Origin of the sequence: Pirellulimonas nuda (assembly GCF_007750855.1) — a bacterium.
Classification (GTDB): domain Bacteria; phylum Planctomycetota; class Planctomycetia; order Pirellulales; family Lacipirellulaceae; genus Pirellulimonas; species Pirellulimonas nuda.
Genome location: NZ_CP036291.1, coordinates 5212049 through 5226267 on the forward strand (window position 1 = coordinate 5212049; position 14219 = coordinate 5226267).

General features: G+C 64.7%; 11 protein-coding genes and 2 tRNA genes. 7 read left to right on the forward strand and 6 right to left on the reverse strand.

The window, feature by feature from the left end:
- The first annotated feature begins 40 nt into the window (after positions 1–40).
- The 6 genes from Pla175_RS20300 (at position 41) to Pla175_RS20325 (ending at position 8329) form a co-directional block, all read left to right on the forward strand.
- Entirely contained in the window at positions 41–1672 is a 1632-nt protein-coding gene (locus Pla175_RS20300) for a flotillin family protein (RefSeq protein ID WP_145289736.1), read from the forward strand.
- A 168-nt stretch (positions 1673–1840) separates the two neighbouring features.
- Positions 1841–2746: a malate dehydrogenase gene (locus Pla175_RS20305; protein ID WP_145289739.1), complete on the forward strand. Its 906-nt coding sequence runs from the start codon at positions 1841–1843 to the stop codon at positions 2744–2746.
- A gap of 45 nt (positions 2747–2791) precedes the next feature.
- The gene (locus tag Pla175_RS20310; protein WP_145289742.1) at positions 2792–4462 is read left to right on the forward strand and encodes a fatty acid CoA ligase family protein; all 1671 of its coding nucleotides are present in this window, start codon (positions 2792–2794) and stop codon (positions 4460–4462) included.
- A gap of 105 nt (positions 4463–4567) precedes the next feature.
- Positions 4568–5653 (forward strand): NAD-dependent epimerase/dehydratase family protein, encoded by a 1086-nt coding sequence (locus tag Pla175_RS20315; RefSeq protein ID WP_145289746.1) that lies wholly within the window; start codon positions 4568–4570, stop codon positions 5651–5653.
- 124 nt (positions 5654–5777) lie between these two features.
- Positions 5778–7550 carry an aspartate--tRNA ligase gene (aspS, locus tag Pla175_RS20320; RefSeq protein ID WP_145289749.1) on the forward strand — a complete coding sequence of 591 codons (1773 nt, stop codon included), beginning with the start codon at positions 5778–5780 and terminating at the stop codon, positions 7548–7550.
- A 53-nt stretch (positions 7551–7603) separates the two neighbouring features.
- On the forward strand, positions 7604–8329 hold the full coding sequence (locus tag Pla175_RS20325; RefSeq protein ID WP_231953988.1) for an ion transporter: 726 nt from the start codon (positions 7604–7606) through the stop codon (positions 8327–8329).
- Between the two features lie 150 nt (positions 8330–8479).
- On the opposite strand, the gene Pla175_RS26215 is transcribed toward Pla175_RS20325, so the two are convergent.
- The 6 genes from Pla175_RS26215 to lpxD all read right to left on the reverse strand — a co-directional run bounded on the left by Pla175_RS26215 (position 8480) and on the right by lpxD (position 11895).
- Positions 8480–8550 (reverse strand) — tRNA-OTHER (locus tag Pla175_RS26215).
- On the reverse strand, positions 8512–8796 hold the full coding sequence (locus Pla175_RS27195; protein ID WP_145289753.1) for a GIY-YIG nuclease family protein: 285 nt from the start codon (positions 8794–8796) through the stop codon (positions 8512–8514). The genes Pla175_RS26215 and Pla175_RS27195 overlap by 39 nt, the downstream gene beginning before the upstream one ends.
- Before the next feature lie 2 nt (positions 8797–8798).
- Positions 8799–8871: transfer RNA gene (locus Pla175_RS20335), tRNA-Asn, on the reverse strand.
- 333 nt (positions 8872–9204) lie between these two features.
- Positions 9205–9819: a DUF4254 domain-containing protein gene (locus Pla175_RS20340; protein WP_145289756.1), complete on the reverse strand. Its 615-nt coding sequence runs from the start codon at positions 9817–9819 to the stop codon at positions 9205–9207.
- Between the two features lie 61 nt (positions 9820–9880).
- A complete protein-coding gene (locus Pla175_RS20345) occupies positions 9881–10780 on the reverse strand; it encodes an LpxI family protein (RefSeq protein WP_145289759.1) in 900 nt (299 codons plus the stop codon).
- A 26-nt stretch (positions 10781–10806) separates the two neighbouring features.
- A complete protein-coding gene (lpxD, locus tag Pla175_RS20350; RefSeq protein ID WP_145289763.1) occupies positions 10807–11895 on the reverse strand; it encodes a UDP-3-O-(3-hydroxymyristoyl)glucosamine N-acyltransferase in 1089 nt (362 codons plus the stop codon).
- A gap of 366 nt (positions 11896–12261) precedes the next feature.
- On the opposite strand from lpxD, the gene Pla175_RS20355 reads away from it, so the two are divergent.
- Positions 12262–14166, forward strand: coding sequence for a peptidylprolyl isomerase (locus Pla175_RS20355; protein WP_145289767.1), 1905 nt, complete (start codon positions 12262–12264; stop codon positions 14164–14166).
- Positions 14167–14219: the final 53 nt, after the last annotated feature.

Here is a 14219-nt window from a genome sequence, read left to right on the forward strand (position 1 = left end):
TTCCTCCCCACGACTCCCACCAAGCAATCCAGGCGACGCCATGACTACTACGCTCATCCCCCTCGCCGAGTTTGAACTCCAAGGTTGGATGTGGATCGCCATGGGCGTAGGCGCCCTGCTAGTGATCGGCCTGACGGTGATGGCCACAGTGCTGAGCTACATCAAGCGTTGCAGCAGCAACCAAGTGCTCGTGGTCTACGGCATGACCGGCAAGGGGAAGTCGGCAAAGACAGTTCACGGCGGCGCCGCATTCGTGTGGCCCGTGATTCAGGACTACCAGTACCTGAGCCTCGAACCAATTCAAATCGAGATCCCGCTCCGCGGCGCCCTCTCGATTGAGAACATCCGCGTCAACGTACCAAGCGTCTTCACCGTCGCCATCGGCACCCAGCCCGACGTGATGGGCAACGCCTCGATCCGGTTGCTAAACCTCTCTACCGAAGAGATCCGTAAGCAGGCCGAGGAGATCATCTTCGGCCAACTCCGCCAGGTGATCGCCTCGATGGGGATCGAGGACATCAACCGCGACCGCGACACGTTCCTGCAGCACATCCAGAACTCGGTCGAACCAGAGTTGCAGAAGATCGGCTTAGTGCTGATCAACGTCAATATCACGGACATCACCGACGAGTCGGGCTACATCGACGCGATCGGCAAAAAGGCGGCCGCCCGCGCCATCCAGGCCGCCCGCGGCGACGTTGCCGACCAAGAGAAGGCGGGCGAGATCCGCGTCGCGGACGCGGAGAAGGAGCGGTACATCTCGGTCGCCAACGCCACCAAGCTGCGTGAGATCGGCACCCGCGAGGCGATGCGTGAGCAGGCGGTGCGGATCGCCACGCTCGAGAAGGAACAGACCGTCGGCGAGCAGACCGCCGCGTTCGAGCGCGACGTGCAAGTCGAGCAGGCCGACCAAGAGAGGCGGATCGCGGTCGCAAACGCCCAGGCGCTGGCGATCGACGGCGAGAACATCGCCGAAGCAAGGGTCGCCGCCTCAAAGGCGACGCTCCAGGTCCAACAGGCCGAGGCGTACGAGAAGGGCGAGTCCCGCAAGCGGGAGTCCGAAGCGGCGGTCATCGAGATCCAGAACCGTGCGATGGCCAAGGCAGCGTTGGCCGAAGCGGAGCGCATCGAGGCCGAAGAGCGGGCCAAGTACGAGGCGCCCGCCAAGGCCGCCAAGGCCCGCATCATCGTCGACGCCGAGGCAGAAGCCGAGAAGCGCCGCCTGGAGGCGATGGGTGAGGCGTCCGCCATCTACGCCAAGCTTGAGGCCGAAGCCCGCGGTCAGTACGAGATCCTGGCAAAGAAGGGCGAGGGCTTGAAGCAGATTGTCCAGGCCTGCGGCGGCGCCAGCCAGGCGTTCCAGCTGATGATGCTCGAGCACCTCGACACGCTCGCCGAGAGCAGCGCCAAGGCGATCAGCAACATCAAATTCGACAAGGTGGTGGTGTGGGAGAGCGGCGGCAAGGACGGCCGCAGCAGCACCGCCGACTTCCTGCACGGGATGGCCGGCACCCTCCCCCCGATGATGCAGGTGATGAAGGACATCGGCGGCGTCGACATCCCCGAGAGCCTGGCCCGGTTGGTAGGGACAGAAGGCGCCTCGGAGTCCTCGGCCCCGAAGACGCGGGAGAACGGCGTGCCGAAGGCGCCGCAACCCACCCCAGAGATCTAAGCCCCCAGTAGTCCCAACTAACCGACGGGCTCCGCACCGTGGGGGTATCAAGAGCTAATTCGACCCAAGTGCACCCCGACGGGGCGGAGCCCGTCGGCTATTGGAAATCCCGCGTGTCGCGTCCACAATCGCTATCCGTCAGGCGCAGGATTACGCACGGGGACATGGATGAAGGTTTCGGTCATCGGCCTCGGCCACGTCGGTTCGGCGGTTGCCTACACGCTGCTCTCGCGTAGCGTCGCCAGTGAATTGATGCTGGTCAGCGGCCGGCTCAGCCGCGCCGAGGGTGAGGCGGCCGACCTGACGCACGCGAATGCCCTGCTGGGAACCCCCACCGAGGTCGTCGCCGGAGAGGCAGCCGACACCGCCGGTTCCGGGCTGATCGTGCTTTGCCACTCGGTCCCAACCCAGCGCGCGGGTCGCTACCTATTGGCCGAGGGGAACGGGCGGCTCTTTCGCGATACGCTCCCTCTGCTGGCCGAACAGAGCCCCAATGCCATTTTTCTGGTCGTCTCCAACCCGGTCGACGCACTAAGCTACGTAGCCCTCCGGGCCACCGGCTTTCCGCCCGAGCGGGTCTTTGGCGCCGGCACGGTGATCGACAGCGGGCGATTCCGCGCCGCACTCTCTGAAGAAGAGGGGGTCCACCCCGAAGACGTCCGGGCGTACGTGCTCGGCGAGCACGGCGACACGCAGTTTGCCGCCCTTAGCCTGGCCCGTACGGGCGGCGTTCCGCTGGCCAACCCGGCTCGGGCAGCCGAAATCTTCGAAGAAGTCAAAGACGCGGCCTATTACGTGTTCCAGCGCAAGGGCTATACCAACTACGCCATCGCGGCCGCGGTCGGCATGATCGCCGGCAGCATCGCTCAGGACGAGTGCCGGACAATGCCCGTTTCGGTGCTGATAAACGGATACCTGGGGGTGAGCGGCGTCTGCCTGTCGCTACCTTGCGTGGTGGGGCGCGGGGGGGTTCACCGCGTGTTGCACCCAGAATTGACTCCAAGCGAGGCGGACTCTTTCCGGGCCAGCGCTCAAGTAGTGCGGACGCACATCGAACAGGCGCTGGCCGACTAGCGGTGCGGCTTCCGGATCACGGCTCGGCCAGCAAGAATGGCGCCCATGCCCTCCCTGGCCGAACCACCTACGAACGTGGCCGACCGCCTTGCTGTTTTGGCCGGTTCCCGCGGCGATGCGATCGCCGTGGTGCAGTGCGCGCGCCGCGGAGGTCGATCGATCACCTTCGCCGAGCTCGACGCCGACGCGACCGCGATCGCCCGAGGCTTGGCCGCAATGGGCGTCGGCCGCGGTGACCGGATCGCCCTGCTGGTGCGTCCGGGGGTGGAGTTTGTGACGCTGGTGTTTGCCCTGCTGCGGAGCGGCGCCGCGATGGTGCTGGTCGACGCCGGCCTGGGCAAGCAGAACATCGTCCGCTGCCTGCAAGCAGCTCGGCCCGACGGGTTTGTGGCGATCCCGCAGGGCCAAGCGTTGCGGGTCGCACTGCGCGGTCGGTTCCGGGATGCTAGAAAGAACGTGACCGTAGGACGGCGTTGGTTCTGGGGGGGCGAAACCCTCCAGGGCGTGCGAACGGCTGGCCAGAGCGGGAGCTTGCCCCCCACTTCGGCGGACGAACCAGCGGCGATCGTGTTCACCTCCGGCAGCACCGGCCCCCCCAAAGGGGTGCTCTACACGCACCGCACTTTCGTGACGCAGGCCGAAGAGATTGAGCGGCAATACGGCCTGACCGCTGGCGGGGTCGACCTCGCATGCTTTCCGCTGTTCGGCCTGTTCAACGTCGCCTGCGGGGTGACCACGGTATTCCCGCAGATGGACTTCAGCCGCCCCGCGAGTTGCGATCCAAGGAAGCTTCTCGCGGCTGCAAATGTTTGGAAGTGCACGCAGGCGTTCGCGTCCCCAGCGGTGTGGGACCGGCTGGGTCGGCATTGCGAACGAACCGGCCAGTCCATCCCAACACTCCGCAGCGTCTTCAGTTGCGGCGCCCCAGTGCCGGCCCCCGTGATCCGCCGCTCGCTGGCGTGCGTTCACCCGGAAGCCAGGCTCCACACCCCGTACGGGGCCACCGAGGCTCTGCCGGTCGCCACGATCGAAGCCCAAGAGATCCTCAGTGAAACCGCGGAGAAAGCCGCCGAAGGCGCTGGCGTTTGCGTCGGCCGCAGGTTCGACACGATCGACTGGCGGATCATCCGCATCACCGACGACCCGATCCGGGTGATCGATCAAGCAGAAGAACTCCCGCTAGGCGAGCTCGGCGAGTTGATCGTCCGGGGCCCTCAGGTAAGCCTCACCTACCTAGGCGAGCCAAAGGCGTCGGAGCCCGGGGTTGCGCCCGAGCGATCCATTCACAACGCAATCGCCAAGATTGGCGACGGCCCGGTCGTCTGGCACCGCATGGGTGACGTCGGCTATTTCGACCCCGAACAGCGATTCTGGTACTGCGGGCGCAAATCACAGCGGGTGGTCACCACAGCGGGTACGCTATTCACGGAGTGCGTCGAGGCGAGGTTCAACGCGATCGCGGGGGTGGCGCGGTCGGCGCTGGTCGGCGTCGGCGATCGTCCCAACCAGACGCCGGTGGTTATTGTCGAGCTAGAGCCCGGGGCGCCCGAAGCAGTGGTGCGTGAAGAGCTGCGGGCGCTGGTCGGCTCGGACACACAACTTGGGATGATTGTGAACATCCTGTTTCATCACAAACTCCCGACCGATGTGAGGCACAACTCGAAAATCCAGAGAGAGAAACTATCGCTTTGGGCGGCGCAGCGATTGGAGGCTTAGAGCGTCATGCGTCGACGGGGCGGGGCCCGTCGGCTGTTCGCGAATTAGCGGGAGCGTCTGCTCGTACATCCTTCGTTCATCACTCATCGTGCGGCGTTTGGGTTTATGCTTGCTTTGGTCACCGGTCCTGGGGGGTTCCTGGGCCGGTATATCGTCGAACAGCTGCTCGCCCGTGGAGACCGGGTGCGGGGGCTGGCGCGCGGAGACTACCCGGAGCTCGCGATGCTCGGCGTCCAGATGCATCGGGGCGACCTTGCGGATCGAGCCGCGGTGGTGCGGGCCTGCGACGGCGTCGACTGCGTGTTTCACGTCGCCGGCAAGGTGGGCGTATGGGGGCACTGGTTCGACTATTTCCAGGCGAACGTGCAGGGGACACTCAACGTGCTGGGCGCCTGCCAGGAGGTAGGGGCGCCCCGCCTGGTATTCACCAGCAGCCCCAGCGTTACGTTTGACGCCGCCCGATGGCAGGGCGCCGATCAGCGGGGCGTCGACGAGCGGGCGCCCTACCCCGAGTCGTGGCTCGCCCACTACCCGCACTCCAAGGCGCTTGCCGAGCAGCTCGTGCTAACCGAGAACGGCGAGCGGATCGCCGGAGGCGGCGTGCTGCAAACCTGCGCGCTGCGTCCCCACCTAGTCTGGGGTCCGCGAGACCATCACCTCGTCGCCCGGCTGATCGACCGGGCAGAATCGGGGCGCCTGCGCCGCGTCGGCGATGGTCAGAACCGCGTCGACATCACCTACGTCGAAAACGCCGCCCACGCCCACCTGCTGGCGGCCGACGCTTTGGCGACGCCCGGCTCCCCCGCGGCGGGTAAGGCCTACTTTATAAGCCAGGGCGAACCGGTCGCCTGCTGGCCCTGGATCGATCAGGTCCTCGGGCTTGCCGACCTTCCGCCGGTAGCACGCTCAATCTCCGAAGCCACTGCTTGGCGGGTCGGCTGGCTGCTGGAACACGCCCACTGGTGGACCCGCCGGTGGAACCACGAACCGCGCATGACCCGCTTCGTCGCCCGCTCGCTAGCGACCGACCACTGGTTCGACATCTCGGCCGCGAAGCAAGATTTTGGCTACGAGCCCCAGATTTCGACAGCAGAGGGGATGCAACAGCTGAGGAAGTGGCTGCAAACCCCGGGCGCCGCCGACCTACGGTCGGGCCGCAGCAGGAATGGGGCCGCCACGCGCCGACCCTAGGTCGGCAGCAAGCGACCTCTCCCCAAAGCCGCCAACTCGCAGCCCCTCGCCCCTAACCCCTCGCCCCCCGTACAATCCGCGTCCATCCGTCCCGCACTCCGAATTCCCTATTCCGCACCCCACAATGCTCCGTACCCACACCTGCGGCCAGCTCCGCAAGACTGACGCCGGTTCCCAGGCCACCCTGTGCGGGTGGGTCGACAGCTACCGCGACCACGGCGGCGGGCTGTTCGTCGACCTCCGCGACCGCTACGGCATCACTCAGGTGGTGTTCAATCCCCCCGACTCGTCCGCCGAGCTGATCGAGCGCAGCAAACTCTTGCGGTCGGAGTACGTGATCCAGGTCACCGGCAACGTCGCCCCGCGCCCCGCCGGCCAGGAGAACCCTCGCCACGCCAGCGGCGGCATCGAGCTTCGGGCCACCGAATTGGTGTTGCTGAACAAGAGTAAGTCGCCCCCGGTATCGCCGTCGGACAGCGTCACCGAGCTGGCGGGGGAAGAGCTGCGGCTGAAGCACCGCTACCTCGACCTGCGCCGCTCAAAGATGCAGCGGACGATGATGCTGCGCGACAAGGTAGTAAAAGGGATGCGCGACTACTTCGCCGACCGCGGGTTCCTGGACATCGAGACCCCGATCCTCGGCCGCAGCACCCCCGAGGGCGCCCGCGACTACCTGGTCCCTAGCCGCGTGCACCACGGCGCCTTCTACGCGCTGCCGCAGAGCCCGCAGCTCTATAAGCAGATCTTGATGATCGCCGGGTACGACCGCTATGTGCAGGTCGCCCGCTGCTTCCGCGACGAAGACTTGCGGGCCGACCGCCAGCCGGAGTTTACGCAGCTCGACCTTGAGATGGCCTTCGTCGACGCCGACGACGTGATCGCGGAGATCGACGGCCTGGTCGCCAAACTCGCCAAGGAGGTTCTTGGAGCCGATGTCCCTACGCCGCTACCGCGGATGACCTACGACGAGGCGATGGAGCGGTTCGGTCACGACGCCCCCGACCTGCGGTTCGGGATGGAGATTGTCGACCTGACCGACCTGGCGCCGCAAAGCGACTTCGGCGTGTTCAAGAGCGTAGTCGAAGCCGGCGGACGGGTGCGGGCCATCAACGCCAAGAAGGGGACCGAGACCTACAGCCGCCGCGGCATCGACGCGCTCACCGAGTTCGTGAAGGGGTTTGGCGCCAAGGGTCTGGCGTGGTTCCGCTGTGAGGAGGACGGCACGCTCGGCTCGAACATCGCAAAGTTCTTCTCGCCCGAACTGCTGAAGCAATTCGGCGAGCGGCTCGACGCTGAGCCGGGGGACCTAATCCTGTTCTCGGCGGACCAGTTCGCCGGCACCTGCAAGGTGCTGCACGCGCTGCGGACCAAGATCGCCGCAGAACAGAAGCTGTACGCACCCGACCAGATGAGCTATAGCTGGATCGTCGAGTTCCCGATGTTCGACTACGACGAAGAAGCGAAGCGCTGGGTGGCCATGCACCACCCCTTTACGGCGCCGCTGGACGACCACGTCGAGCTGCTCAAGACCGACCCCGGCAAGTGCCGTGCAAAGGCCTACGACCTCGTGATTAACGGCTCGGAGGCGGGCGGCGGGACAATCCGGATCCACGACTCGACGGTACAGAGCCAGGTGTTCTCCCTACTAGGCATCGACACCGAGACCGCCACCGAACGCTTCGGTTTCTTGCTCGAAGCCCTGCAGTACGGCGCCCCCCCGCACGGCGGCATCGCCCTGGGGATCGACCGCTGGGTGATGCTGCTGGCCCACCTAGACAACATCCGCGACGTGATCGCCTTCCCGAAGACCCAGAAAGCCGCCGACCTTATGACTGAGGCGCCGGGGGCGGTCGAAGGAAAGCAGCTCAAGGAGCTGGGCGTGAAGCTGGATGGTTGATTGGCCGTGAGCGCTCGATACTGGACTGCGTTTGACGGGCTAAGGGCGGACCAGTGAATCGCATTCGCGCCAGAATCGCCGCTGTCGTCGATGACCCAACGACTCGTATCGGCTTCGCGTTTGCGATCACGATACAGTTGTTGATTATCGCGTCATTGGTGACCTTCGCTGTAGACACGCTACCCGACCTGCCTCCACGAACGCGTGACTACCTCGAACTATTTGAGGTAGTCACCGTCGGCGTATTTTCGTTGGAGTACCTACTGAGAATCTTCGCTTCCCCGGGGCCGATTCGGTTCATCTGTAGTTTCTTCGGCTTGATGGACTTGCTGGCGATCCTGCCCTTCTATCTTACAGCTTCGCTCGACCTGCGTGCGGCTCGGTCGTTCCGGCTGCTGCGTCTCTTCCGTATCTTCAAACTCGCACGCTACAGCGCAGCGGTTCGGCGGTTTCATCGCGCCTTTCTGATCGCGAAGGAAGAGCTTGTCCTTTTCTTGATGGTTGCGCTGATCCTGCTCTATCTCTCAGCAGTCGGGATCTACTACTGCGAGAATGAGGCGCAGCCCGAAAAGTTTTGCTCAGTATTCCACAGCCTATGGTGGTCCGTCGCGACGCTCACGACGGTTGGATACGGAGACATCTATCCGGTAACCGTCGCAGGCAAGGCGTTTACCTTTCTTGTGCTGCTCGTGGGGCTGGGCGTCGTGTCGGTGCCAGCCGGGCTCGTGGCGTCTGCGCTCGCAAAGGCGCGAGAAATGGAGTCCGTCGAACGCAAGTGACAACGACTTGAGTTCGGGAGTGCATCGCCCAACCGATCTGCTTTGACAACGAAGGTCGCCGTCCGAGCAACGCGACCGTCTGGCGTTAGAAGGGATCGACGCCGGGCGTACATGGATTACGTGTTGGCCACGTACGAACTGGAAAAGCTCCCCCGGTAGGACTCGAACCTACGACAAGGCGGTTAATCCGCCCGCGGCGGACCTGCTCTACCAACTGAGCGGTCAAGCCATTCGCGGCCGACGCCGGACTTCAGCCACTTCTCCCGCTGCATTGCGAGGGCTCGAGTCGGAAACGACTCCGAGTGGATTAGCACCCACGGGCCAGAGTTCCGCGTCGTGAACTTGCGTGGGTTGTGAGCCGGATCGTTGTGCTCGGCGACCCGCCGCTCTAGATCGTCGGTCTGGCCGACGTAACGCTTGCCAGTTGTCTCACTGATGAGAACGTAGACCCAAAAAGCCGCAAGCAAAGCTCCCCCGGTAGGACTCGAACCTACGACAAGGCGGTTAACAGCCGCCTGCTCTACCAACTGAGCTACAGGGGAATATGTCTTATTCTTCTCCGGCAGCTAGCGGTTAATCCGCCTGCGGCGGACCTGCTCTACCAACTGAGCTACAGGGGAATATGTCTTATTCTTCTCCGGCAGCTAGCGGTTAATCCGCCTGCGGCGGACCTGCTCTACCAACTGAGCTACAGGGGAATATGTCTTATTCTTCTCCGGCAGCTAGCGGTTAATCCGCCTGCGGCGGACCTGCTCTACCAACTGAGCTACAGGGGAATATCCCGGCGGAACGTTTCCGCCGAGTTCTCTATTCTAGCTCGCCCGCCGGCGCCATCAAGTCCGGGCGATTCTCAATGTTTTGGCGGCATTTTCTGCCTACCCCGCCCGCTTCGTCCCGTAAACCGCCGGGTTCAAGGTGGGATCGTTGTACATCTTCATTTGGCGATAGACCCGCAGCAGCTTCCGCCCGGTGAAGACATCGGAGAGCAGCTCTTCGAGCGAACCCGACAGGTCGGCCCTCTGGATCCGACAACGGCGCAGCTTTTCGGTAACCCGCTGGCGGTGGGCGTCGTCCACTTCGGGGCGTTCGAGCTCTTCTTCTAGGTGGTACACCCGCAGGGCCATGATCGAGAGCCGGTCGATGGCGCTGCCAGGGGTCTCCGTGTTCAGCGTCGCGTCGCCCGAGGGCAACACGCCGGCGCTGGCGAGCATCTCGACCAGCGTCTCGTCCGTTCGCTCGATGTAGTCGTTCCTCTGCTGGTTGAACCCGTCGATCGCCCGCTTCACCTCAGCGATCTTCTGATCGGTGGCCTCCGGGCAGCGGGCCAGGTCTTCTTGGTGCCAAAGCTGGAAGTTGAACTGGTGCTGTTGGCACACAACCGCCAACAGGCCCGTGTAGGGATTGTTGAGCGGCTGGTGATGCCAACGCTCCACGGTGGTTGCGTGTAGGTCGCTGACCTGCTGGATGATCGTACGGCTGTCGAGCAACATCACGCTCTCCTCAGACTTTTTGGGAAACGGCCCGGCTTGAGTGCCGGGGTGGCATTGATTCTTAGGCCGCAAGCCGAGCCGCGGCGGCTGCGCTCGGCAGCACAACGACACTCAGACCGAACTTCTCGGCGGTTTCGCGGAAGGCTTCTTCGTCTAGCAGGATGGTCTTGTCCGCCTCGATAGCCAGCACCTTGGCGCCCGCCTCCACCATCGCGTGCAGCGTGCCGACCCCCACGGTTGGGACATCGAAACGCATGTCTTGGTTCGGCTTGCTGACTTTGACGACCGTCAGGCCGCCGGCGCGACACAGCCCGCCGGCGCGGCGGATCGCGGCGTCGGTCCCTTCAATGGCTTCGACAGCGAACACGGCCCGGTCCTTGATGCAGACGCTTTGGCCGATGTCGAGGCCTCCCATCTGCTTCGCCATCTCCCAGCCGAACTCAACGTCGGCTTGTTGGGCTGGTGTGAGCGATCGGCCAGTTAGCGATCCGGCTTTCACGAGGAGCTCCGGGGCGAAATCGGTGGGGGGAAGGAACTCGACGCCGCCGCTGGCAAAGGCGTTCACCAGCGTCGTCAGCAGCGTGTCGTCTCGTTGGTCGGCGGTGCGGGCGAACACGTGGGGCCAGAACGCCCGCACGAAGGCGAGGTCGGGCAAGTGATAAAGCAAAGCGTTAGGGCGGTAGAACTGAGCCTTGTGCAGCTTGCCGGCCATCGTGGCGTGGCGGGCCCCGTGGCGGCGGAAGAAGCGGATAGCGCGGCCGAGCCGGGTGGCGCCGGTCCACTCAAACCGATTGGCGATCTTTGCCAGGGCCGGGTCGGCGTGACCGCGCAGCCCGAGGCACACCACTGGATTGCCCTGCTCGCGCAGCGCCTCGGCTACGGTAATCGGGAATCGGCCCCAAGCGGCTAGCAATCCGATCGGGGCGTCGGGCGCCGGAATCGATGGAGGTGTCGTCGACATAGTCGTCAAAGCTGATTTCGAACTGCTTAAGCGGCCCGGTCTACCCTTGTTGCAGCCGACGGCTGCCCAGCGGTCGCCGCGAGTTGCTTTTCGATCTCCGCGATCTTGCTGCGGAGCGTCTTGAAATCCTTCCGCATCTCAACAAGCTTGGCGAACGCGGCGAGGCGGAGCCGCTGCTCGCGGACCGGTGTCGCCGGCGCCCCAAGCATGGTTTCGCCGGCGCGGACGTCGTTCGAGACGCCGCTCATAGCACTAATTACGGCGTTGTCGCCTACTGTTACATGGTCGCGTACGCCGGCCTGCCCTCCCATCACCACGTAGTCTCCCGTGTTGCTGCTGCCGGCGATGCCGACCTGCGAGCAGATAAGATTGTGGCGACCGATCTGGCAGTTGTGAGCGATCTGCACCAGGTTGTCGATCTTCGTTCCATCGCCGATGCGCGTCGCCCCGTAGGCGCCCCGATCGACGGTGCTGCCGGCGCCGATCTCGACCTCGTCACCTAGTTGCACCGATCCGAGCTGGGCGGAAAGGCAGTGCCGCCCTTCGTGTTGGCGGTAGCCGAACCCGTTGGCGCCCAACGAAGCGCAGGCGTGGATGATGCAGCGCTGGCCCAGCACGGTGTCGTGGTAGAGCACGGCGTTCGGAAAGATGGTGGTCCCGGCGCCGATCCGGCAGCCATCCATAACGACGACCCCCGCGTGCAGCGTAACGCCGGCGCCGATGACGACCTCCTCGCCAATCGATACGTTGGGCCCGATACACACATCGGCGCCTAGACTGGCGGTCGATGCGATCACGGCCGTACGGTGGATAGACGCCTTCGGCTTCGGGCGCGCCGCTTTGCTGAAACGAGCGATGATCAGGTCGAAAGCCGCGTAGACATCGTCTACCAGCACCATCGGGCAATCTGCTCCGGTGGCATCTCGCGGCGCCACAACGGCCGCTACGCCAGAAAGCGTCCGCAGGCGGTCGGCGTGGTCGATGAAGGTAATCTGACCGGCGCCCGCTTCGCTGAGCACCGCGGCGCCTTGAATCGGCGTCGTCGGATCGCCAATCAGGTCGCCAGAAACCAGACGGGCCAGTTCCCCTATCGGGGCCGCGTCGGCGTAGCTCATCGCTGCCATCCTTGCCATTCTACTTGGGTGCGCTGCCACTCGCGCTCGCGATCCCTGCGAGCCGGCGGGGATGTTAGTGCAAGGCCAGCCGCAGGGACAAGAGCGATCGGCGCCAACCAAACGAGCTTTCCATAGCACCGCTAGCCGACGGGATACGCCCCGTCGGTGGTGCGCGATGACGCCCGCACCGCGAATTCGTCGACATGCGGTGCGAGGTAGCCGAGCGAAGGCTCTGTGCTAGCAGCCGCGCCCGCATCGCTATTGTTGCTCAGCGGATGGCGCCGTATTCTCCCCGGCGCATTTCCTGGCGCAATCGCTCCCCGCGCGGCGCCGAAACACTTGACCCCGCGTATTGGAGACTCTGCCATGGCCCGCAAGGACGCCGGCCCTTCCGTCAACCACGGCCCTAACCGCTGGGCGCTCGCCGCGATTTTCACGGCCGTTGTGCTGAGCTTGATCGCGTTTCGCCGCTTAGCGGGAGACGCCCAGGCCGAAGCCCAGACGCCAACCACTCGGCAGCAAGCGGCCGACTCCCAGCGGGCCCTGCCCCGGCCGGGGCACCCACAGCACGACGTCATGGCCATCGTCAATGGCCAAGACATCAGCCGCCAGGCGCTGGCCCAGGCTTGTGTCGAGCGGCACGGCGAAGAGGTGCTCGAGAGCCTAGTCAACAAGCGGCTCATCCAGCACCACTGCCACAACCGCGGCATTAATGTCACCGACGCGGAGATCGACGTCGAAGTGACCCGGATGGCTGAACGCTTCAAGATCACCCGTGAACAGTGGATCGAGCTGCTTAAGAACGAACGCAACATCACAGCCGAAGAGTACAAGCGAGACATCCTCTGGCCAACCCTCGCTTTGCGGAAGCTGGCCGCCAAGGACCTCGAGGTTTCGCAGGCCGAGCTGCAGAAGGCCTACGAGATGCGCTACGGCCCGTCCGTGCAGGCGCGGTTGATCGTGGTGTCGGACGCAAAGCGCGCCGCAGAACTGCAGCGTCAACTCGCCGCCAACCCAGACGACTTCGCCCGCGTGGCAATGCAGGAGTCGGAAGACGAAGGGAGCGCCAGCATCGGGGGGCTCATCCAGCCCATCCGCAGGCACCTCGCGGGACCGGAGTTCGAGAAGATCGCGTTTGACCTTCAGCAGAACCAGGTGTCGGCCGTGGCGCCCATCGGCGATCAGTTCGCTATCCTCAAGTGCGAGGGCCACCTGCCGGGCGCCAACACGCCTTTAGAGATGGTGCGGAATGAGCTGACCGAACAGATCCGCGAGGAGAAGCTCCGCGAGGTCGCGAACAATCTGTTCGCCACCCTGCAGAGGAGCGCGACCATCAAGAACATCTACAACGACCCGCAGCTCCGCCAGCAGATGCCCGGCGTTGTGGCGACGGTCAACGGCGAGCAGGTCGCGATGGCCGACCTCGGTAAGGAATGCCTCCTCAGGCACGGTGACGAGGTGCTGGAGATGGAGATCTCGCAGCTCTTGCTCCGCCAGGAGCTGAAACGCGCCAACATCACGGTGACCGACGCCGAGGTCCAAGCCGAGATGGCCCACGCGGCGACGCTCGCCGGGGTGGTCGATCCGCAGGGCAAGCCCGACATGCAGGCCTGGGTGAAGGCCGCCACCGAAGAACAGGGCGTCAGCTACGACCTCTACGTCCGCGATTCCGTCTGGCCGTCGGCCGCGCTGAAGAAGCTCACGGGCGGCTCGGTTCAGGTCACCACGGACGACCTCCAAAAGGGATTCGAAGCCAACTACGGCGAGCGCGTGCGTTGCCGGGCGATCGTGCTGGGCGACATGCGTCGCGCCCAGGAGGTGTGGTCGAAGGCCCGCCGCGACGGGTCGATTGAGTTCTTCGGCAAGCTGGCCGCGGAGTACTCCATCGAGCCCACCAGCAAGAACCTTGAGGGCGAGGTCCCGCCGCTCCGCAGGAACGGCGGTCAGCCCCAGTTGGAAGACACCGCGTTCGCACTCAAGCCGGGCGAGATGTCGGGCATCGTGCAGGTGGCGGACAAGTACGTCATCCTCTTCTGCGAAGGACGCACCGAGCCGGTCTCGATCCGCCCCGACGAGGTCCGCGACGTGCTCACCCGCGACATCTTCGAGAAGAAGATCCGCATCGCCATGGCGGACCGCTTCGAGATGATCCGCAAGTCGGCCAAGATCGACAACTACTTGGCGGGCACCTCCCAGTCCCCCGCGACCAAACAAGCCGGCACGCCGGCACGGGTCGATTCGGCCGTCCGCCAGACCAGCGATCAGCGCTAGTCGCACGTTGCCAACAAGGCTTTAATGCAGCCGCGGCCGTTTGGCCGCGGCTG